Genomic DNA, 23,455 nt, shown 5'->3' on the forward strand with positions numbered 1-23,455 from the left:
TCTCTCGCGGAGAGAGGGACATTTTTATGGGTGATAATTATTGAAAATAGTTATAGTGATTATTATGAGTATCAAGGATTTACAAAAGTGGTTAACTAGTATTGTATGTATATGTGCATTAACCCTATCATCTTGCCGAGAAAGCGGAGAATTTGTGTATAATGATCTATCGGAAAATAAGATATTATTTACTACACGGACAGTAGAAGGATGGACAGGACAACAAGCTAAATCTCGAGCAGTTTTATCAAGTAATGAGAAAAAACCATTAATTGTGAAGTCAGATATCTCTACCCCACTTTATCTTCACCCTGTGACACAAATTGGAACTCATATCCAAACAGCTAATAATATCCCTATAACTAAAAGTGGAAGAGTTATTATGGATGAATCTACAGGTAAAGTAATACCTACTCGTGGAACACCTAACACATCATCTTCTATTGGAAGCTCATTTGGCTTACTCGCTTATCGCAGTGCTAGTTCCGCTACTGATTTAAGCGGTATAGCACCCGATTTTATAAATAATCAACAAGTTAGTACTTCTGGAAGCATCTGGAAAACGGGGACAGACTATTACTGGCCAGACAATGGTGATAAACTGTCTTTCTTCGCCTATGCTCCTTTCGGCAACAATAATGTAACTATTGCAAGTGCTTCGTCAACAGGTATGCCATCTATAACATATACAGCTAACACTGACGTGACAAAACAACCTGACCTGATGGTTGCCAAGACATTGAATCAAACAAGAAATACCACGTCTATTGCGGCAGGAGTTGATATGTCATTCTATCATACTCTCACGGCAATAACATTCGCTGTTGGTAAGGATATGGTACCTGGTGTTTTCAAGAGCATATCAATAAAAGGAGCTATAACAACCGCAACGTATAATTTGAGCACAAGCGCCTGGGATACAAGCAATGGTACAAGTACAGGTGATATAAGTATTACGCTGAACGGAACAACGGGAATAGTCATTAATGGAACTGCAGACGTAGCGCTTACCAGTGGGACAAGTACTATGATGATGATTCCACAAACTTTCTCGTCTGGCAGCACAGCATATATAGAAGCGGTATTCAATAATGGAAACGGAGACAAAACTCTTAAAGCACCTCTGGCAGGAACTACATGGGATTCTGGTACATCCATTATATATAAGTTGTCTACATCTTCGGTTAACACTATGACATTAGGTACAATCTCCTACCCTAGTTCTTGGGGAGGAACTGTGGCCCCAGTTTCAAGTTTCCAGAATTCAGAAGCTGTTGGCATATATGTAGTGGATCAGAACAACAATATAAAGAATTCAAATGTTAAAGCTACTTATAATGGCAGTAGTTGGATTTTAGATAATAATATTTTATTTTCTCCACAGTATAAGTATTTTGCTTATTATCCATATAAATCATCTCAAACATCAAGCGTTACGGCTGATGCAACTACAGCTGATGCATTTTTTACTAATCTCATTTCTGGTTGGTCTGTTACAGCAAATCAAAACACAGCAAGTGATTTTAAAGGAAATGATCTGCAAGTTGCAATGGGAACAGTAAGCAGTACTGCAAGCAATATTACTTTTGATATGGCACATAAAATGGGACTAGCTGTTATAACTCTAGGAACAAAGAGTGTTCCTACAACAAGGACATACACTGGGGGAAATTCTACATATTCTGATTCTTCAGATAAGACAACAGTTACTGCCTCAAGTAATTTCTCGGGAAACCAACCTGTATCATACAATAATAAGTATTATTATATAGCAAAGGCAGGTTCAGGTACTACATTCAATAGTATTACAGCAGATAATGATGCATGGTCTACTCCCCTTTCTACAACTATATCATCAGGGAGCTATTCTGCATTAACAGCAACTAATACAAGTCGAACATTTTATAAATTCATCGCAAATTTCAATTATACAGGTGCTGCTCAAAGCTTTACAATTCCATTGTATGGGACTAGTAAGTTTGAATGTTGGGGAGCCAAAGGAGGAGATAAAACATATATTGGTGGAAATGGAGCGTATACTTCAGGAAATTTGTTGTTAAATAATGGAAATGTTTTTTATGCCTATATAGGACAATCTAATGGTGAGTATAACGGTGGAGGATTAACAAATCAGGCTGTTTATGGTGGTTCTGGTGGCGGTGGAACTGATTTCAGACTTGTAAATGGTAGCTGGAATGATTTTAACAGTTTGAAATCAAGAATAATGGTAGCTGGTGGCGGCGGTGGTGCATGTTTACGAGGTGAGGGTTATGGTGATGGAAATGGTGGATATGGAGGCGCTCTAATTGGAGGAACTGGACAATCAATAAATCATACTCAAACCTATGGATATGCTATTTTAACAGGTGGCACTCAGGTATCAGGTGGCACAGCCACTTGGGTTGATTTAGGACAGGCAATATGGCCTAATAATTACGTATTTCAAGCAAATGGAGGTCAATTTGGATATGCAACAACAAATAGTAATAGCTCTAATACGATAAGTACTCAAGCTGGTGGTGGCGGTGGTTATTATGCAGGTGCAGGGGGAGGACATAGTGCAGGTGGGGGGGGCTCTTCATTTATATCAGGATACACAGGTTGTAATGCGATTGATCAATCATCTACATTAGGTAATATTTTATATCGGAATACTCCATATCACTATTCTGGATATATTTTTACTAACATGCAAATGTTAAGTGGGGCATCATCAATGCCAGCACCTAGCGGTGGAACAGAAATAGGGCACGGTGACAACGGCTATGCTCGTATAACATTTATTCCGTGATTTTTTAATTAAAAATAAGAGCTTTAAACTGCATAAATAATCTGAAATAAAAGCTGATTTGACAATATTAATGAATATTTTCTTCAATTTATACAACTATATTATAAATATTATAATAATATATCCAATTTTTATCTTACCTTTGGACCTTCAAGATTAAGGGATTTATGGTAAGGATTATTATTGATATTTCTGAAGGTACAATTAAGAAGGGTAAAGACATTGTAATTAAGGTAGATGATAAAGGTATAGGTCACATAACAAACGATACACCTAAACAAAAAGTAGATAAACATTCTCTTTTTGCATTTATGAAAAATGTTATTACTCAATTATCTCAAAATGGGCATAACCGCACTGCTGAGACATATACTAGTACACTACACAGTTTTAAAAAATTCAGAAAGAATAAAGATATTAATATGCAGGATATAGACTGCATGCTAATAGAATCATACGAGACTTTTCTGCGTTCTGGAGGTGTCACAATGAACTCCAGTTCTTTTTATATGCGTATATTACGAGCTGTTTACAATAGAGCTGTAGACAGCGAGTTAATATTTGACAGTAGACCATTCAGGCATGTTTATACAGGAGTTGACAAGACCTTAAAACGTGCAATTCCAACAATAGACATCAGTAAGATTAGAAGCATGACAAAAATAAGGAAATCCATGGAATTCGCTCGAGACATGTTCATGTTTAGCTTCTATACCCGCGGCATGTCGTTTGTTGATATGGCATTTCTAAAAAAAACAGATATCGAATATGGTTTTCTCACCTATCGAAGGAAAAAAACAGGTCAGATATTGTCTATAAAATTGGAACAATGCATGCGCGACATCATACAACGCTATCCATGCAATGACAGTACATATTTATTGCCCATAGTCAATTCAAATAAAGACAACGAGCGTACACAATATCGCAGTCGTCAAAGGGCAATCAACAACAACTTAAAGAAGATAGCTAAAGAACTGGGATTAGACTGCAACCTTACAATGTATGTAGCAAGACACTCATGGGCAAGTGCAGCATTGGATATGGAAATTCCTATAGACGTCATAAGCGACGGAATGGGTCACACATCAGAGAAAACAACTAGAATATATCTGAAGTCAATGGACAATAGGCGTATAGACTTTGCTAACGAGCGCATAATAAGTGCTGTAGAATAAAACTACATCGATACGTCTATTGGATTATTTGTCCACTGGTTAATACCAGGTGAACTGAAATATATATTGGCATCATAGTCGACTCTAAGATTATCTTCACCAGAACCACTACCAGTAATATTCACCGTAACTGTATAATTAGTATTACGATAGATATTATAATCAGTATAATCATAGGTAGGACTTGCACCAGTTGAAGTAAGAAGCTTTCCACCTAGATAAATATAGTACCTACTTTTCCAGATTGCTGTATGAGCATCCACTGTGAGATAAGATGCATATCCTGGAGCATTATTCTTATTCCTCAACTTCCACGTCGTAGAAGCAGAGTTAGTACCAGCTAGGTTTTCATACACATAGTATGTGAAAGATAGTGTACTTCCATCGGTATTATTTGCCGTTGGTGTAACGGGATCAAAATCACCATAAGAATGCAAGTTATTAGTTGCTGATGTATAAGTATCAACAAAATGACAATTTAAAGGCACATTGTGCAATTGATAATTATCTATTGTAATAGGGTAAGTTGCATCAGCATTCTTTGGAATGATATTAAACGTTATCTTACTCAATAATTTAGCAACTGCAATTGATGTTGAATTAGCACCTGGATTAATATTGAAGCCAATAGCTTTTCCAAACATTATTGGATAAGTACTTCCGCTAGCGAGATTAGCAGCACTAGTAATGGTTGCATATTCTTGATCAAATTTTGCTTTATTATAAATACCAGCAAATCTTCCACTGCCAGCATTAGCAACCACATAAATAGTGCAATTATTAGTAGCCCTAGTAGTAATAGATGCACTAACACTATTACTAATACTTCCAGCACTATACTGGCTGCCTATTACATCTCCGTTACTATCAAATATATAAACTGTTATATCCTGAATGCTTCCTTCAGACGCTGGTGTAATCGCACGCGTAACACTACTGTCTTTTTGCGTTGATGTATCAGTATCTAAAGACTTACACGTCAACACAACAACAGCCTTGTTGTCTGCTGCATTGTCATTCTCACTACAAGACTGCATCAAAAAAGATGCAGAGAAAGAAGTAAGAACGATGAAACAGAAAACAATTTTTTGAAATATAATATGTTTGATATTCAATGTCATAAAATTAATATTCAGTCAACTTATTGGAATCCCCCAGGATTAGGAATTTCATTCCATGGCACAATTTTAATAGTCATACCTGTAGAGTAACTTGCATTTATAACAAAAACTATATCGTCTCTTTTATTTACTATCAGTGGTTTATTATCTTCATCAACATCCCGATCAAAGAGCATTTCTCCATCCTGTTTATAAACTCTAACTCTAACTCTTTCGTCTGAGCCAGATGCAAAAACCGTTGCATTGCCAGTAACATAATTTCCTTCCGAATCAAAATGACCTGTAAACTCATAATTTATCAACTCACCTGACGTTGAACCATCATAAGCTATACCGCTACGTAATCCTTCAACTACTATGCGATAGTTACCGGCACCAAAACGTTCTTTGAGCCCATTAACCCTTACACTTATTTTAGACCGCACATCCTTCATTGATATAACATATCGATTATTAGTAGGATCAGATGCAGTAGCCGTGGTATCAATACTACCGTAATAAATAGCACTAGGTTGAGGCGAAATATTGTTACTACTAGTTTTGAGTTGCAGCCAAACATTTTTTATCGACTCCCCAACAAATGGGACATTCACCTTGCAAGCTGCCGTGTCTTTAGCAGCTATAGCAACGAACGTAATTCTGTCACCCTTGTCAAATGACAATCTATATAAGCCATCATCTTCTGCACTTATTGTCTGCTTGTAGATACCATTTACAAACCAATAAACGTCATATTTATGCGCAACAGAATCAGGTATATTAGAACGTGAACCTGTGCTATCAACGATATTAAGCATCAAATCACATTGTTTACGATCAGGATACTCATCGTAAATACATGATGCCATAATCATTGACAGCAAAAGTCCAATTAATATTGTCTTAATTCCATTACGCATAATGATAATACTTATTCAAAGTCTTCTAACTATTTATTCAAAGGTAGTTGCCTGTGATACATCTGTGAATCCAGTAACAGTTACTGTTACAGAAACGTCTTCTGGATCTATCTTATCTGTAGGCGAATTTGCACCTTTCGTTTTAATCGTAATATCACATTTATAATTTTTGTTTGGATAAACCTTTTTTGCATCTGTACCAGTCTCAGCAGGGCCTGATGTTTTTGTTGTAGTATTATATACCCAGTTAATGTTTACAGGATAATAAACAGGGGTAGTACTACTTCCATCAGAACTAAAATCACCACCAATAACTAATTTTGTGTTGTTAGTTGCATCACTATTAGGTATAGTATAAAAAATATCAATCGGTGTGTTAGGTGTAATAGATGCATTTACAGCTAAAGGACTATAAGTAGTTATAGCTCCTGTACCAAGATATTCCTTGTAAGTAGCTTTACCAGCAGTAGTAGTATTATCAAAACCTTGCCACTGTGCCGTAGAACCATTCCATACTGCAGCATTAAAATTCAAGTTATCAGGAACATTAATCAAAAAGAAACTTGTAGGCTTAAAAGTAGCAGCCTTATAAGGACCATTTTGATCAAAGGCAACCCCTAATGTATTCAAAGTAATCTTTGCTAATTGATGCTGAATTTTCACTGTAGCTGTATATGTAGTAGCAGTACCTGTAGGGGCAACAATAACACCATTACCAGTACCACTAGTACTAGCATCTCCATACATTGGTATATTATCCATAGCCTCCTTAGTAAGATCTGCAGCACCTGCAGGGGTAGCAAGAGCTACATCTATAGCTATAGATTTAGCTGTAAAATCAGAAGCTTTGGTGCAACCTTTAAAAGTTCCTGTAGGAGCATTAGCTGCGACCAATACTATATCTCCAGCTTGTAACGAGTTTGTTACCATAGTTGCGGTAGTAATTCCAGAAGCAGTTGAGTATGTACCTGTTGTTGTGCCAGAAGACAACTCCTGAATAGTTCTAACTGTATTACCATCAGAACTAAATATACCAATAGTCAATCTATTAATCTGATCTTCTGTCGTGTTTGCAGTCATGCTAGTAGTACGAGTTTTAGCACCACTAGTAGTTGTTGCTTTCGGAGTATTGAGAGTAAGAGTTAATACTTTATCTCCAGCATTTACCTTATTACCATTATCGATATTTTCATCACTAGCACAAGAAGAGAACAGTCCAGTGATTAAGACTCCACAAAGTAGCAGAGCCTGAATTTTAATTGTTAATCCTTTCATAAGAAATTTATTTTTATACAAGTTATTATTTATGTTCTATTTAAGTTTCTTCACATTGCTAAGATAATCAAGCACTTTTCTTGCCTGTTGTACTCCAGCTGCAGCAGCCATCTTCAAGTATACCTCTGCCTTAGACAAGTCACCTTGTAGCATATACATTACACCAAGATTATTATAAGCGCGTGTATCAGTTTCCCAACGGCTAAGATAGTTTTGAGCCTGAGCAATGTTTCCACGAATCAAAGCCACACCAGCGGCATCAATATTAGCTTCAGCATTGTCTGGGAACAAACGAGCAGAAAGATCCATGATATCATTAAATTCAGAAGATCCAACCTTAAAGTTGTTAGCAGATGCATACATCTGAGAAACAGAAACTGCAGTTGCATTATTGAAAGCAGAATTGCCAGAATTATATCCATTAGACTTACGTTCAAGAATTGCAGTATATTTCAATCTGCAAACTTCAGGGAACACATAGTGCTTCATGTAAGAATAAGGAGCACCGTCACCGAGCATTTTCAATTCATCTTCACGTCCTGCAACAACATCCTCTGTACGGATGATATCCAAAGCAGCTCCACTGAGTTTCATACTACTTTTATCAACAATATTAGCAATACTATCCCAGTCTTCAGGGACCCAAGTGACAGTCAGTCCATCTGTAGCAGTAGAATTATTTTTCATCAAGAACTGCTTCAAACTAAGAGCTCTCTCATTAGATTCTATTTCGTTTTTCTTATAATTACCGATAGGAGCACCATAACCAACAAGAGCAACGTTACGAACAACAGTACCTTGAACCTGCAACTGAGAATCAAGAGATTTCTTTAATTCTTCATATATAGCTCTATTGAATTTACGGTTACTCATTTTGCCAATTTTACGACTATCCATAAGAGGAATAACTCCTGTCATAGAAAGTTCCGAACTATAAACATTCGTAGGGTCCAAGAATTGCACCCAGTCTGCCTTTGCAGAAGAACCGCCATTCACGAATACTTCGTCAACAGTAAAATCAGAAGTTGATGTAGGAACAGTATTGAGGACTATCTTTTTAAATACCTGATCCTCATATACATGAGGAGTATGACCCCATCCACGTTCTTCACTCTCGATATAAAGAGAAGCATTTCTCATCCAATCATTGTAAGGGATAGTGGTATCATAGATAAAATATCTAGTACCATGTCTTGGATCTTTAGTCACAACAGGAACATTTGTACGAACCAAGTCGTTGAAATAATCCTTTCTATTTTCATACTTCAGACGTTCCTTACTGTTAACTACAACAGAAGAAAGCACTTGAGACTGAAAACCATTCTTCAGTACAGGAGTGAAATTCAGCATTTCTCCATTGTTAAGAACGTCATCGTTGTAACTTACGCGAAGTTGAACCCGAAGAAGACTTCCTTGAATTGTAAACTTCTCGTTATTGATGAAAAGTTGCCCCTTATAGGCAGTTTGTGCTAAAGAGCAGCAAGCCCAGCTTAAGGCTAAAGCCAGTAGTGTTAGTTTATGAAATTTCATATATCTAGATATTTTAATTTTTTATTTTATTATGTATACAAGAGTAACCCCAGTGCCCGTAGGCAATACGGTATTTCCTGTAAAGTCACCTTCTTTATAAGGAGAATCTCCCTCTCGAAATCTTTCAAATTTAGTGCGAACATAGTCTGCACCCAAAGAGAACTCAATGCTACAACGATTAGTTAGTATGAGATTATATCCAACGCTAATTCCAGCACCGACAAAATGACCTTGTCTGTGCTTACCATACAATCCATAAGCGTGCAAATTATCGACATTAAAGCCGCCTGTAATCATGTTAATTCCAACAAACGGTCCTGTGTATTTACGATGAAACCAATACTTTACTTCTGGTTGGAAAGAAAAATTCTTCCACTTTTTATTTCCATATTTTATCGGGTTATAAGTACACATAATACCGGCTGAGAAATGCTTTTCTACAGCAACTTCACAACCTAAAGAAGGAACAGACAAAACATCATAAAGCATATTAGTTTTCAAGGCAAAATTTTGCGCTTTGGTATTAGAAGGTATCAAGATAAGCATTACAAAAATAGGCATGAAAAGACGCAAACCATTGTTTTTGCAAGTACCTAAGTATCTTACAATCCTAATGTTTGCGAGTAACGGATATCGTCTAATGCATGAATTGATAGGATTGAATAATCTCCACCTATTCTGTAGTTTCACATCAAGAATAAAACTCATTTACTTATCACTAATAATTATCACTTTATCGAAGAACTCAATCCTACTTGTTCTTGAGCCTGTAATGTAGCCCTTACTTTTGCTACCATCTTTAATATCTGTGCAAAGATATAAACATTTTTTTGTTACAGCAAAATAATCAGACCTTTTAACTAAAAATATCAATTATTATAGTCAAATCAATGCTATTTTAGCAAAAATAGACTTTTTTACGTCTACAAAGACTTCTTTTTTGTTAACAAAGCCAAATGAAAACGAAACAATTAACAAAAAATATAATTATACCAATAAGATAAAAACGACAAAAAAAGCAAATCTATCGTTTTTCAAGCATAATGATTTCAATATTATTAGATAATATGAATCATCGCATAACAAATAAATAAATTCATTTTGTTCTCTGCAAGATTTGACCTATCTTTGCAATGGATAAATTATACATAGTATAAAATTCTAACAAATTAGATATTATACTTTTGTTTGCATGAAAATATATTTAAATACAATAACATGAAGAGAGCAACTTTAATCTCATTGGCTTTATTGTCAGTTACAATAGCCTTTGCAGATAACCACATCGTAAGTTCACCAGACGGCAAACTAAAAGTCGATATTAACGATGACGGCGGACTAGCAACTTACGCAGTAAATTACAATGGAACGGAAATATTGTCACGTTCTACTTTGGGACTAAGTGCCAATTATGGTGACTTTACCAAGAATTTGAAAATTGTAAAGGCTGAAGAATCTACAGTCAATAAAAGCTATGACATGACTCGAATTAAAAAGAGTCACATAGAATATAAAGCTAACCAGATTACTCTTGATCTTGTTAACGCTGATAATCTACCTATGCAGATAACATTTGATGTGTCAAACAATGATATCGCTTTCAGATACTCTTTACCACGCCCAAAACAAGATAATCCTAAGGCTGCTATTATATATAAAGAGGTGAGCGGATTCAACTTCCCTTCACAAACAAGAACATTCCTTTCTCCACAAATAACACCTATGACAGGATGGGAACGTACTAAACCTAGTTATGAAGAAGAATACAGACCTGACTCTAAGTTAACTGATCCATCACAATATGGTGTTGGCTATACATTCCCATGCTTGTATCGCATCCCTAATGCAAAAGGAAACAACTGGGTACTAATATCAGAAACTGGAGTAACAGGAGAATACCCTGGCAGCAGACTTTCTGAATATGAAGCAGGAAAAGGCTTCACTGTTACATATCCACAAAAGGGAGAAGCTAATGGAATTGGAAGTGAATATGCAGCAATTTCACTTCCTGGGAATACTCCTTGGCGCACAATTACTGTAGGTAATTCTTTGAAACCTATTGTGGAGACTACAATTCCTTACGATGTTGTAGACCCTATGTATCAAACAAAATATGATTATAAACCAGGAAGATATACATGGAGTTGGCTTATTTGGCAAGATAATAGTGTTAACTACGATGACCAAGTAGCATTTATTGATGTTTCAGCAAAGATGGGCTACGAATACGTGCTTGTTGACGGATTCTGGGACACACAGATTGGCAGAGACAGAATGGAAAAACTATCTGCATATGCACAAAGTAAAGGTGTGCATCTTTTGTTATGGTATAACAGTAACGGTTTTGAAAACGATGCTCCACAAACCCCACGCAACGTGATGAGCAATTCAATAGCCAGAAAGAAAGACATGGCTTGGATGCAGAAGATTGGTGTCAAAGGAATTAAGGTAGATTTCTTCGGTGGAGACAAACAACACACCATGCAACTTTATGAAGATATCCTAAGTGATGCCAATGATTATGGTATTCAAGTAATATTCCACGGGTGTACAATTCCTAGAGGTTGGGAACGCATGTATCCAAACTATGTTGCCAGTGAAGCTGCCCTTGCAAGTGAGAATGTTTACTTCTCAGATTATCACGCAAAGAAAGAAGGCTTTGAAATGAACATGTATCCATATACAAGAAATGCGGTTGCAAGTTTTGATTGGGGTGGCGTTATCATGAACAAATATATGAGTAAGGATAACAAGAGCCGTCATCAAAGATATACTGGTGACATATTTGAAATGGCAACTGCCATCACAAATCAGACAAGTGTAAACTGTGTTGAGGTAACACCAAACGTAGTAGATTCATTACCTGATTTTGAAAAAGAATGGCTCAAACAAATCCCTACAACATGGAATGAGGTCAAATTCCTTGACGGTTATCCTTCAAAATACACAGTAATAGCACGCAAGACCGGTGATAAATGGTATGTAGGTGGTATTAATGGTACCGACAAACCTATAACAGTAACATTGAATCTTGACATGTTTGCAGGAAAGACCGTAAAACTATATGCTGACGCAAACAAGAAACAAGGTGAGCTATGGTCTACACCTAGTGTAAAGAATATAAAGATAAGCAAAAACGGAAAGATAAAAATGACGATTGCTCCAATGGGTGGCATCATCGTCAACGAATAATAATAATAATAATCCCGGGTTCAAAACGAATCCGGGATTATTATTTTATCACAGCAGTTTATACTCAACAAAGGCTTCCATAGCCTCATAACATGCTAAACCTAAATCATCATATAATTTAGCAGTCGCTCTATTACGATCCTCTGCACGTTGCCAGAATAGACGTTCGTCATTTCCTAAGAAAGGTGCACTTTCCATCTGTGAACTATGCTTCAATATTGCATTACGCTTTGCACGCAACTCCTCTGGACTCATTGGAACACACATTTCTATGTTCTCAATTTCCCATTCTGCCCATGCTCCACGATACATCCATACACGACAGTCTTTAAGCCATTCTGCACCATCCTCTTTTTCTAAATCAAGTGCAGCCAATACAGCATCTGTGCACTTTCTGTGAGTTCCATGCGGATCAGCAAGATCACCGGCAACATATATCTGATGTGGTTTGACCTCTTTTAATAGAGCACGCACAATTTCTACATCCTTTTCTGTCATCGGCAACTTTTCTATCTTTCCGCTTTCATAAAAAGGAAGGTCAAGAAAATGCACATTATCTAGCGGTATGTGATTAAACGTACATGCAGTACGAGCCTCACCACGGCGAATCAACCCTTTTATCGTTCTTACTTCTACAGTATCAATCTCACCGTCTTTCTTGTCTGCTAGAAATTCCTTTATCTCCTTATACATCTTTGTGATAGTGGTATCTTCACTGTTTATAAACAACTGGTTGAAGCCGTTTATGAAATGCATGAATCTTGTCACTTCCTCATCACCTACAGCAATATTTCCACTAGTCTCATAAGCAAGATGTACCTCATGATTCTGCTGCACTAGTCGTCTGATTGTACCTCCCATGGAAATAACATCATCATCAGGATGTGGTGAGAACACGATCACCTTCTTTGGATATGGATTGGCACGTTCCGGTCGAGACGTATCATCAGCATCAGGTTTACCTCCTGGCCATCCTGTGATAGTATGCTGAAGGTCGTTAAATATCTTTATGTTAGCATTATAAGCAGAACCATACAATGCAAGAAGTTCTGACAAGCCATTTTCGTTATAATCCTTATTGGTAAGTTTCAGAATTGGTTTATGAAGTTTTTGGCACAACCAAGTAAGAGCAGCACGTATCAGTTTATCCGTCCATTTGCAATTTGTTACCAACCACGGATGAACTATACGTGTAAGTTTTGCCGCCGCAGCAAGGTCTATCACCACATGAGCATCGTTGTGCGTCTGCAAGAATGAGGCAGGTATCGACTCTGCGATAGGACCTTCCACAGTCTGCTGAATAATATCTGCCTTTTCTTCGCCCCATGCAGTAAGGAATATCTTGCGTGCAGAAAGGATTGTGGCGATACCCATTGTTATAGAGCACGGCGGTACAGGCTCCTGAGTTCCAAAACTCATCGTCATTTCTTCACGGCTTGTTGCGTCTATCAGCATCAGTCGTGATGTTGTTGTTAGTCCTGAACCAGGTTCATTTGTGGCAATATTACCAATTCTTCCTATACCAAGAAGTATCACATCTATACCACCGCAGTTCCTTATATTCTCTTCATACAAACGACATTGCTCCAACACTTTATCCTGTGGAGTTGTACCGTCTGGAGAAAATATGTTTTCAGGTTTCACGTCAACATGATCAAGTAACATATCATGCAACTGCGCTATGGCACTGTGTGAACTCTTTGCGCTTTGTGGGAAATACTCATAAGAGTTGAACACGATTACATTACTGAAACTAAGTTCGTGTTTCTCATATCTTGAAATCAGTTCATCATATACTGGAACAAGAGACTTACCTGTACCAAGTCCCAACACACATTTACGTCCTTCGCTAGCATGATTAGAAATAATTCTCGCTATCTCATCGGCGATATTGCAAGCACCTTCTTCGACTTTGGGAAATATGTCTGTGGGAATTTTCTCACAGCGTGTAATCTCCGAACGTTCTACAGCGGTGCTAGGACGATAAAATTCCTCAGGCACCTTGTTTAATACTATTTGTGAACTTAGACTTAATTTCATAATCCTTCTATATCCTTAAAATAACGATATGTTCCTACTTTCAATTCGTCTGTTGCAGCTTCATCGCATACGATGATACCGTGCTGATGCATCTGTAATGCAGATATTGTAAACATCTGGCTTACTCCGCCTTCTACTACAGCCTGCAAAGCTCGTGCCTTAGCGTGACCATTCACAAGAACCATAACCTCACGTGCATCCATAACCGTACCCACTCCTACTGTCAGAGCATAAGCAGGAACTTTATTCATATCGTTTCCGAAGAAGCGACTGTTTACAATTCGTGTTTCTTTTGTCAGTGTTTTTTGTCGTGTACGTGAACTCAATGAAGACCCTGGTTCGTTGAACGCGATGTGTCCATCAACACCTACTCCACCTATAAACAGATCTATACCGCCAGCTTCTTCTATCAGCTTTTCATAGTTGACGCATTCAGCCTCCAAGTCAGCAGCATTACCGTTAAGGATATGAATATTTTCATTCGGACAGTCGATATGCTTAAACAAATTATTATGCATAAAAGAATGATAACTCTCTGGATGTTCCACCGGCAGCCCCACATATTCGTCCATATTGAACGTAACTACATTTTTGAAAGAAACTCTCATTTCATTATATGCCTGAATAAGTTTCTTATACATACCGATAGGCGAAGACCCAGTAGGAAGTCCCAACACAAACTTTTTTTGCGGTGTTGGGTTAAAGTCATTAATTCGTTTAATGACATGTTCGGCAGCCCATTCCGCCAACTGTTCGTAATCTTTTTCTATAATTAATCTCATGCGCAATATGTTGGTTAGATTATCTATATTGATATTGCAAATATACAAAAAACGAGCCTATAAGCAAAATAAAACACCGCTATATTTTTCTATAGTTGATACATTTACCACCATTTCCAACAAATACACACGGTAATTATCTAGATATGCAAGTACTTTCCTAATCTGATTATATACATCACGCCTTTATTTGAAGAACCACATCCAAACTATTATCATAAATAAAAAACTTTTTTTTGTTCAATATCTCAAAATATCCTCCACCAGTAAGATAAACAATTATAAATCAACTCTTTAGCAGTGGAGGATAGTGGAAGATAACCTCCACCGACAAAGCATTGCATATCAGTATATTAGATTAACAGTGGAGGTATTTGAGCTATTTTAAACTTTTCGGGAATATTTTTATTAAAAAATATTTGTTAGGTAATAAAAAAATCACGCATTTGAGAAGCATCATAATTTTTCTGGTTAAGAAACTTGTATGACATCATCAAAAAAATATTAAAAACTTGAAATGTCTCACTTTACAACCTTCATAAATGAAAAAAGCTCCGACATCACGTCGGAGCAATTCCTCATTTTTTAAATGTTTCAGCAGTTTGCTTTATTGTAGTTATGATCTTATTGAAAATCAGTTTTGTGTCTTTTTACAACGATGCAAAGATATACAAAAGATTGATTTAAATCAAATGGCTTTCATTTTTTTACGTAAAAAGTTACGTAAACGTTTGCGACGAAATAAGTGTCATCACATAGCACTACTTGTACTTTCTTGTCATCATGATATACACATTATTATAAAAAATAATAGATAGGATTATACTAATTGTCAATCGAATTTATTATTTTTGCACAATAATTATATACATATACAATTAATGAAAGAATTAGTTATATCCGAAGTCAAGAACGAGACAGCTATCTTAGTTGGTCTTATCACAAGTAATCAAGATGAATCCAAAACTAAGGAGTATCTTGACGAGCTTGAATTTCTTGCAGACACAGCCGGTGCAGTAACGGTTAAAAGGTATACTCAAAGAGTAACCGGACCTAATTCCGTGTCATATGTCGGTAAGGGAAAACTTGAAGAGATTAAGCAATATATTAAAGACTGCGAAGAGAACGAAGAACCTATCGCCATGGTCATTTTTGATGATGAATTGTCTGCAAAGCAAATGAGAAACATTGAAAACGAATTGCAGGTTAAGATCCTTGACCGCACATCACTGATACTAGATATATTTGCCATGCGTGCGCAGACGGCAAACGCAAAGACTCAGGTTGAGTTAGCACAAAACCGCTATATGCTTCCACGACTACAACGTCTTTGGACTCACCTCGAAAGACAGGGAGGTGGTTCCGGTTCAGGTGCTGGTGGTGGAAAAGGTTCAGTAGGACTTCGCGGACCTGGTGAAACCCAGCTTGAAATGGACCGCCGAATAATTCTACAACGCATAACACTACTTAAGCAGCGTCTGGAAGAAATAGATAAGCAGAAGACTACCCAGCGCAAAAACCGCGGACAGATGATACGCGTGGCACTCGTAGGTTATACCAACGTTGGTAAAAGTACGATTATGAACATGCTGGCAAAGAGCGATGTTTTTGCAGAAAACAAACTTTTCGCTACGTTGGACACAACGGTACGCAAGGTTGTTATTGAAAATCTACCATTTCTTCTTGCAGACACCGTTGGATTCATCCGCAAATTACCAACCGACCTAGTAGATTCTTTCAAGAGCACGCTTGACGAGGTAAGAGAGGCAGACATTTTGCTACATATTGTAGACATCTCTCATCCTGACTTTGAAGAGCAAATACAGGTGGTTGAGAATACACTCAAAGACCTTGATTGCAGCGAAAAGCCTTCAATGATCATATTTAACAAGATAGATAACTATCATTGGCTTGACAAGGAACCAGACGATCTCACTCCTGAGACCAAAGAGAATATAACTCTTGACGAGCTAAAGAAGACATGGATGGCACGACTTAACGACAACTGTCTGTTTATAAGTGCTAAGGAGAAGGAAAACGTTGACGAATTCCGTGCTATATTATATAATAAAGTGCGTGAGTTGCATGTACAAAAGTACCCTTACAATGATTTTCTCTATCCAAAAATAGACTAACAATCCATAATTATGAGACAACTTACAGACGAAGAAATTACTATCCTTGAAGACCGCAGCTGTTGGGCTGAGGACTGGACCAACGTTCACGTGTCTGAAGATTTCAAGCCTAACTACATGCATCGCGTGATGCTGTACGGACAAATAAATATAGGTGCTTTCGACAAGAATATAGAAGTGAGTCGTGGATTTCTTAAACACTCAGGTATAAATAATGCTACATTGCGTAATGTCACTGTCGGCGATAACTGCCTGATAGAAAATATCGGCAGCTTTATCAACAACTACACTATCGGTGATGACTGTCACATAAGTAATGTCAGTTCAATGGAAACCACTGAAGGCGCTACATACGGAGAAGGTAATCTTATATCTGTTCTAAATGAAGTCGGTGACGGAAACGTAATTCTGTTCAGTGATTTAAACAGTCAGTTTGCCGCTTTCATGGTAAAGCATTTTGGTGATAAAGCCCTGAAAGATTCCATTCGTCGTCTCATAAACGAAGAAGTTGCTCGTAACCGCCAAGACCAGGCATGCATCGGCAACAACGTAAAAATTGTAAACACAAAAGAAATCACCAATACTGTAATCAACGATGATTGCGAGATAAATGGTGCAGCCCGATTAAGTGACTGTACAATCCTTAGTTCTCCTAACTCAAATGTATATATCGGTACTGGAGTAATCTGTGAGAACTCAATCATCAGCGAAGGCTCAAGCATCATCAACAGCGTGAAGATGCAAGACTGTTTTGTAGGCGAGGCGTGCCAGATAAGCAACGGATTCACAGCTTCATCAAGCGTATTTTTTGCCAATTCATACATGAGCAACGGAGAGGCTTGCGCCGCATTCTGCGGTCCGTTTACAGCCAGTCATCATAAGAGCAGTCTATTAATCGGCGGAATGTTCTCTTTCTATAATGCAGGAAGTGCTACGAACTTCTCAAACCACGCCTACAAAATGGGGCCAATGCATTATGGAGTTTTAGAAAGAGGAACGAAAACTGCAAGTGGTGCTTACGTATTGATGCCTGCAAACATTGGTACGTTCTCAGTATGTTTCGGCAAACTGATGTACCACCCAGATACACGTAATCTTCCTTTTTCATACCTGATAGCCTACGGTGACACGATGTATCTGTCTCCAGGAAGAAACATCACAACAGTAGGATTGTATCGTGACATCCGCAAATGGCCTAAGAGAGACGTAAGAGCAATAGGAAGTCAAAAAAGTATTGTAAACTTTGATTGGTTGTCTCCATTTTCAGTAGGTGAGATACTAGAAGGCAAGGCTATTCTTGAAAAACTCCTTGACGCTAGTGGAACAAATGTTACAGCTTACACATATCATAATTATGTTATAAACGCCGAATCTCTGAATAAGGGAATAAAATACTACGACATAGCACTTCGCATTTATATGGGAGCAGTGTTGAAACGAGTTGTAAAGCGTTTTGGAGCTATTGAACCTCCTACCGACAACATAGGATTAGGTAAGTGGAACGATCTCAGCGGTCTTCTACTGCCTGAAAGTGAGGAATACCGTTTGTTAGAGGATATCAAAAGCGGAGACATTGAAACTATACAAGATGTTATAGAACGATTTAAAGAGATTAACGACAATTATCGTGAGTATCAATGGGCATGGACATATAAGATGATACTTGACTACTACAAACTCGACGAGATAACAGAAGTCGACGTGGAACGTATCCGTATAGACTATGTTAAGGCACGCCGAGCATGGATTGCCGAAATAAAGAAAGACGCAGAGAAAGAGTATGCCATGGGCGACGTTGAGGAACACGTGCTTGATGACTTCATCAACAATCTGGATCACGAAATAGATTTTGAAAACTAAAAAACATAACATGAGACTTAGAATTATTTTAGCGTCTATAGTTTTGACAATGGCTTCAACAGCCATAGCCAAGGACTATCACTACACCACCGTCAAGGGAGATCCGATGCAAGCACGCATCTACACCTTGGACAACGGTTTGAAGGTCTATCTGAGCGTAAACACAGAAAAGCCACGTATTCAAACTTATATTGCAGTACGTACAGGAAGCCGCAACGATCCTGCAGAAACAACAGGACTAGCTCACTATCTAGAGCACCTTATGTTTAAGGGCACAACACATTTTGGTTCTTCTAATCTTCAGAAAGAAGCACCCCTACTCGATTCTATACAAAACAGATTTGAGATCTACCGAAAGATTACTGATGCTGCAAAACGCAAAGCATACTATCACCAGATAGACTCAATATCACAAGTTGCCGCAAAATATAATATCCCTAACGAATATGATAAGCTAATGGCTTCTCTAGGAAGTGAGGGCAGCAATGCATATACAAGCAACGACGTTACATGCTATGTTGAGGACATACCTGCAAACGAAGTTGACAATTGGGCAAAAGTTCAGGGCGACCGTTTCCAGAATATGGTTATACGTGGTTTCCATACCGAACTTGAAGCTGTGTATGAGGAATTCAATATATCACTTTCAAACGACGGAGAAAAAGAATATGACGCACTTAACGCTATTATATTCCCTAAACATCCTTATGGAACACAGACTACGATTGGAACACAGGAGCATCTGAAGAATCCATCAATATTAAATATAAAAAATTACTTCAACCGCTATTATGTGCCTAACAACATAGCTATATGTATGGCTGGCGACATGAATCCAGATGAGGTAATTGCTACTATTGACAAATACTTCGGTGACTGGAAAAAGAGCGACAATCTTTCACGCCCAGAATATGCACCAGTAAAAAATCTAACTGCTGCTGTAGATTCAACGGTTACTGGTCTTGAGGCGGAAAACTTGATGCTTGGCTGGAAAGCTAATAAAGCGAGCGATTTGCAATGCGACACTCTTGACGTTATTAAGTCAATTCTATATAATGGTCAAGCTGGTATGTTCGATCTGAACCTAAACCAGAATATGAAAGTACAATACGCCGCAGCTGGGTTTGAGAACTTAAACGATTACAGCGAGTTTCTTCTACAAGGAGGACCTAAAGAAGGTCAGAAGTTAGAAGATGTACGCGCATTGATGCTTGAGCAGATTGAAAAACTGAAGAAAGGCGAGTTCAGCGATGACCTCATTCCTTCAGTCATAAACAATATGAAACTCAGCTATTATAACTCTCTACAAAACAACAAGGACCGTGCAAACAAATTCGTTGAATCATTCATCAATGGTATTGACTGGAAGGACCAAGTAGATAGACTTGACAGAATTTCAAAACTTACAAAGAAAGATATTGTTGACTTTGCCAACAAATTCTTCGGCAACAACTATGCATGCGTCTACAAGCGCATTGGAGAAGACAAGAATCAGAAGAAGATTGACAAGCCGCAGATTACCGCAATCCCTACAAACAGAGATAAAAGCAGTCAATTCCTACGTGATGTAACATCATCAGAGGTTAAGCCTATCCAACCTAAATTCATTGATTATAAGAAAGATCTTACATTCGGAAAGACTAGTAAGGGACTTCCAATTATAATGAAACAGAATGCCGAAGACAAGTTGTTTAATCTGCAAATGAGATACGAATTTGGAAACGAAGCCGACGTAAGATATTCACACGCAGCCAACTATCTTGATTTATTAGGCACAGACAAGATTAGTGCAGAGCAGGTAAAGCAACAGTTCTACAAACTTGCATGCAACTTCGGAATCAATGTTAACGGAAAGACAATAACAGTGTCATTAAGCGGACTTGCTGAGAACATGCCACAAGCTGTAGCTCTTGCTGAGAATGTATTAAAGAATGCAAAGGTTGACACTACAGCATGGCAAAACTATGTAGCAATGGTACTGAAAAACCGTGAAGATACTAAGAAAGAGCAGAGGAGCAATTTCACAGCTGCTAAAGCTTACGGTATGTATGGAACATATAATAATGTGACAAATGACCTCACTGCTGACCAGTTGAAGAATACAAATCCAGCTAGTATGTTAGCATTGATTAAGAAACTCAGCAACTACAAACACACAGTTTTATATTATGGTCCTGCAACAGAAAAGCAGTTAGACAACCTTATCACAAAGGAGCATAAGACTGCAACAAAGTTAGCTGACGTACCAGTGAACAAGCCATACATGGAGCAACAGACTCCAAAGAATGAAATACTTCTAGCCCCTTATGATGCTAAAAACATCTACATGACGATGTATCATAACGAAGGTAAGAAGTTTAATCCAGCTGAAGCTCCTGTTGCAGCTGTATTCAACGAGTATTTCGGTGGTGGAATGAACACGGTTGTATTCCAGGAGCTTCGTGAAGCACGTGGACTGGCATACAGCGCAAGCGCATACTATTATAATATGCCAATAAAGAACCACACACAATATGGAACAACATTCATCATCTCACAAAACGACAAGATGATGGACTGCATACGTGTATTCAATGAGATTATTGATACTATTCCACAAAACGAAGCCAACTTCAATCTAGCTAAGCAAAGTCTGCAAAAGCAACTTGCAAGTATGCGTGTTACAAAGATGAATATCATTAACTCTTATCTAAACGCAAAGGAAAAAGGATTGGACTACGACATCAACAGTAGAATATATAATGCGCTTCCATCTGTAACTCTCAAAGACATCGTTGACTACGAGAAGCAGAACATGGCTAGCAAACCATATCGATATATCATACTAGGTGACGAGAAGAACCTGAATATGAATGCATTAGAAAAGATTGCACCAATAAAGCGCATCTCTACTAAAGATATATTCGGTTATTAGAAAACTGCAAAATTTAAACACATATTATAAATATTATCAACAAATATGGCAAACAAAGTTGAGTTCAAGTATGCTCCTATGTTCCAGGTGGGCAAGGATGATACTGAATATCGTCTTCTAACAAAAGAGGGTATTACAAAAAGTGAGTTTGAAGGTAAACAGATTGTAAAGGTTTCAAAAGAAGCACTGACACTTCTTTCACAACAGGCATTCCACGATGTGGAGTTTATGCTTAGACGTGAGCACAACCTACAGGTAGCCGAGATTCTGAAAGATCCAGAATCAAGCGAGAATGATAAATATGTAGCACTTCAGTTCCTGCGCAATGCAGAAACAGCAGTAAAGGGAGTTCTTCCTTTCTGTCAGGATACAGGTACTGCAATCATCCACGGCGAGAAAGGTCAGCAGATCTGGACAGGCTTTGAAGATGAGGAAGCTCTTTCACGCGGTGTCTACAACACCTTTACTGAAGACAACCTACGCTATTCACAGAATGCGCCACTAAACATGTATGATGAGGTAAACACAAAGTGTAACCTCCCTGCACAGATTGACATCGAAGCAACAGAAGGTGCAGAATATCGTTTCATCATGGTTGCCAAAGGTGGTGGTTCTGCAAACAAGACATACTTCTACCCTATGACAAAGGCTACAATACAGAACGAGGGAACTCTTCTGCCATTCCTTGTTGAAAAGATGAAGAGTCTTGGAACAGCAGCATGTCCTCCTTATCACATCGCATTCGTAATTGGCGGAACATCAGCTGAAAAGAATCTTCTTACAGTTAAGTTGGCTTCTATCAAGTATTACGACAATCTTCCTACAACAGGCGACGAAACAGGTCGTGCTTTCAGAGACATTGATCTTGAGAATAAACTTCTTGATGAAGCTCATAAGATTGGTCTTGGTGCACAATTCGGAGGTAAGGCTTTAGCTCACGATATCCGCGTTGTACGTTTGCCTCGTCACGGTGCTAGTTGTCCTATCGGTATGGGTGTTTCTTGCTCTGCTGACCGTAACATTAAGGCTAAGATCAATGCTGACGGTATCTGGTTGGAGAAGATGGATACAAATCCATCAGAACTAATTCCTGCTGAATATAGCAAGCCAGGAGAAGGTGTAAAGGGTATTGAGATAGATCTAGACAAGGGAATTGACTCAGTTCGTAAAGAACTTGCAAAATATCCAGTATCTACACGTGTAAACCTCAAGGGTACAATCATTGTTGCTCGTGACATCGCACATGCAAAGCTTAAAGCCCGTCTTGATGCAGGAGAGGATATGCCACAGTATTTCAAGGATCATCCAATTCTATATGCTGGACCAGCTAAGACACCAGAAGGATATGCTTGCGGTTCAATGGGTCCAACTACAGCAAATCGTATGGATCCTTATGTAGATGAATTCCAGGATCACGGTGCAAGTCTTGTCATGATAGCAAAGGGTAACCGCACACAGGCTGTTACAGACGCATGCCAAAAACACGGAGGTTTCTATCTAGGAACTATCGGTGGTGTAGCAGCTGTACTTTCACAGAGTTCAATCAAGAGTATTGAATGTGTTGAATATCCAGAACTAGGAATGGAAGCTATTTGGAAAATCGATGTTGAAAACTTCCCTGCCTTTATTCTTGTAGATGACAAGGGACATGATTTCTTCAAGGAGCTTAAGCCTTGGACAGCTTGTAGCTGCAACAAATAAGCAAACTTATCATTAAGATAAATAATTAAAAGAGAAC

General features: G+C 38.0%; 14 protein-coding genes. 7 read left to right on the forward strand and 7 right to left on the reverse strand.

Going from position 1 to position 23,455, the window contains the following annotated elements; all coding sequences use genetic code 11:
- Positions 1-274: 274 nt before the first annotated feature.
- Positions 275-2,791 (forward strand): glycine-rich protein, encoded by a 2,517-nt coding sequence (locus tag B045_RS14810; protein WP_154650083.1) that lies wholly within the window; start codon positions 275-277, stop codon positions 2,789-2,791.
- 167 nt (positions 2,792-2,958) lie between these two features.
- Positions 2,959-3,969, forward strand: a complete 1,011-nt coding sequence (locus B045_RS0102720) for a tyrosine-type recombinase/integrase (protein WP_018462736.1) — start codon at positions 2,959-2,961, stop codon at positions 3,967-3,969.
- A 2-nt stretch (positions 3,970-3,971) separates the two neighbouring features.
- On the opposite strand, the gene B045_RS0102725 is transcribed toward B045_RS0102720, so the two are convergent.
- The 5 genes from B045_RS0102725 to B045_RS0102745 are packed head-to-tail and all read right to left on the reverse strand — an operon-like array spanning position 3,972 to position 9,502.
- The gene (locus tag B045_RS0102725; RefSeq protein WP_081618583.1) at positions 3,972-5,090 is read right to left on the reverse strand and encodes a DUF4906 domain-containing protein; all 1,119 of its coding nucleotides are present in this window, start codon (positions 5,088-5,090) and stop codon (positions 3,972-3,974) included.
- Between the two features lie 20 nt (positions 5,091-5,110).
- Positions 5,111-5,989 carry a FimB/Mfa2 family fimbrial subunit gene (locus tag B045_RS0102730; protein WP_018462738.1) on the reverse strand — a complete coding sequence of 293 codons (879 nt, stop codon included), beginning with the start codon at positions 5,987-5,989 and terminating at the stop codon, positions 5,111-5,113.
- 33 nt (positions 5,990-6,022) lie between these two features.
- Entirely contained in the window at positions 6,023-7,264 is a 1,242-nt protein-coding gene (locus B045_RS0102735; RefSeq protein ID WP_018462739.1) for a fimbrial protein, read from the reverse strand.
- 36 nt (positions 7,265-7,300) lie between these two features.
- Entirely contained in the window at positions 7,301-8,794 is a 1,494-nt protein-coding gene (locus tag B045_RS0102740) for a DUF3868 domain-containing protein (protein WP_018462740.1), read from the reverse strand.
- A 21-nt stretch (positions 8,795-8,815) separates the two neighbouring features.
- On the reverse strand, positions 8,816-9,502 hold the full coding sequence (locus tag B045_RS0102745; protein WP_081618584.1) for a DUF3575 domain-containing protein: 687 nt from the start codon (positions 9,500-9,502) through the stop codon (positions 8,816-8,818).
- 510 nt (positions 9,503-10,012) lie between these two features.
- Between B045_RS0102745 and B045_RS0102750 the strand changes: the two genes are divergently transcribed.
- Positions 10,013-11,986, forward strand: a complete 1,974-nt coding sequence (locus tag B045_RS0102750) for a glycoside hydrolase family 97 protein (protein ID WP_018462742.1) — start codon at positions 10,013-10,015, stop codon at positions 11,984-11,986.
- A 48-nt stretch (positions 11,987-12,034) separates the two neighbouring features.
- Here the strand turns inward: B045_RS0102750 and B045_RS0102755 are convergent, their stop codons facing one another.
- Positions 12,035-14,026 carry a glucosamine-6-phosphate deaminase gene (locus B045_RS0102755; RefSeq protein WP_018462743.1) on the reverse strand — a complete coding sequence of 664 codons (1,992 nt, stop codon included), beginning with the start codon at positions 14,024-14,026 and terminating at the stop codon, positions 12,035-12,037.
- Positions 14,023-14,808, reverse strand: coding sequence for a glucosamine-6-phosphate deaminase (gene nagB, locus B045_RS0102760; protein ID WP_025883793.1), 786 nt, complete (start codon positions 14,806-14,808; stop codon positions 14,023-14,025). Before nagB ends, B045_RS0102755 begins: the two co-directional genes overlap by 4 nt.
- An 881-nt stretch (positions 14,809-15,689) precedes the next feature.
- On the opposite strand from nagB, the gene hflX reads away from it, so the two are divergent.
- From hflX to B045_RS0102780, 4 genes are read left to right on the forward strand one after another with little or no spacing between them, the layout of a single operon-like run.
- On the forward strand, positions 15,690-16,943 hold the full coding sequence (gene hflX, locus B045_RS0102765) for a GTPase HflX (protein WP_018462745.1): 1,254 nt from the start codon (positions 15,690-15,692) through the stop codon (positions 16,941-16,943).
- 12 nt (positions 16,944-16,955) lie between these two features.
- On the forward strand, positions 16,956-18,803 hold the full coding sequence (locus B045_RS0102770) for a DUF4954 family protein (RefSeq protein ID WP_018462746.1): 1,848 nt from the start codon (positions 16,956-16,958) through the stop codon (positions 18,801-18,803).
- Positions 18,804-18,813: 10 nt separating this feature from the next.
- Entirely contained in the window at positions 18,814-21,717 is a 2,904-nt protein-coding gene (locus tag B045_RS0102775; RefSeq protein ID WP_026234310.1) for a M16 family metallopeptidase, read from the forward strand.
- A 45-nt stretch (positions 21,718-21,762) separates the two neighbouring features.
- Positions 21,763-23,418: a fumarate hydratase gene (locus tag B045_RS0102780; RefSeq protein WP_018462748.1), complete on the forward strand. Its 1,656-nt coding sequence runs from the start codon at positions 21,763-21,765 to the stop codon at positions 23,416-23,418.
- The last annotated feature ends 37 nt before the right edge of the window (positions 23,419-23,455 follow it).

It is taken from the genome of Segatella paludivivens DSM 17968 = JCM 13650 (assembly GCF_000373185.1).
In the GTDB taxonomy this organism is placed as follows: domain Bacteria; phylum Bacteroidota; class Bacteroidia; order Bacteroidales; family Bacteroidaceae; genus Prevotella; species Prevotella paludivivens.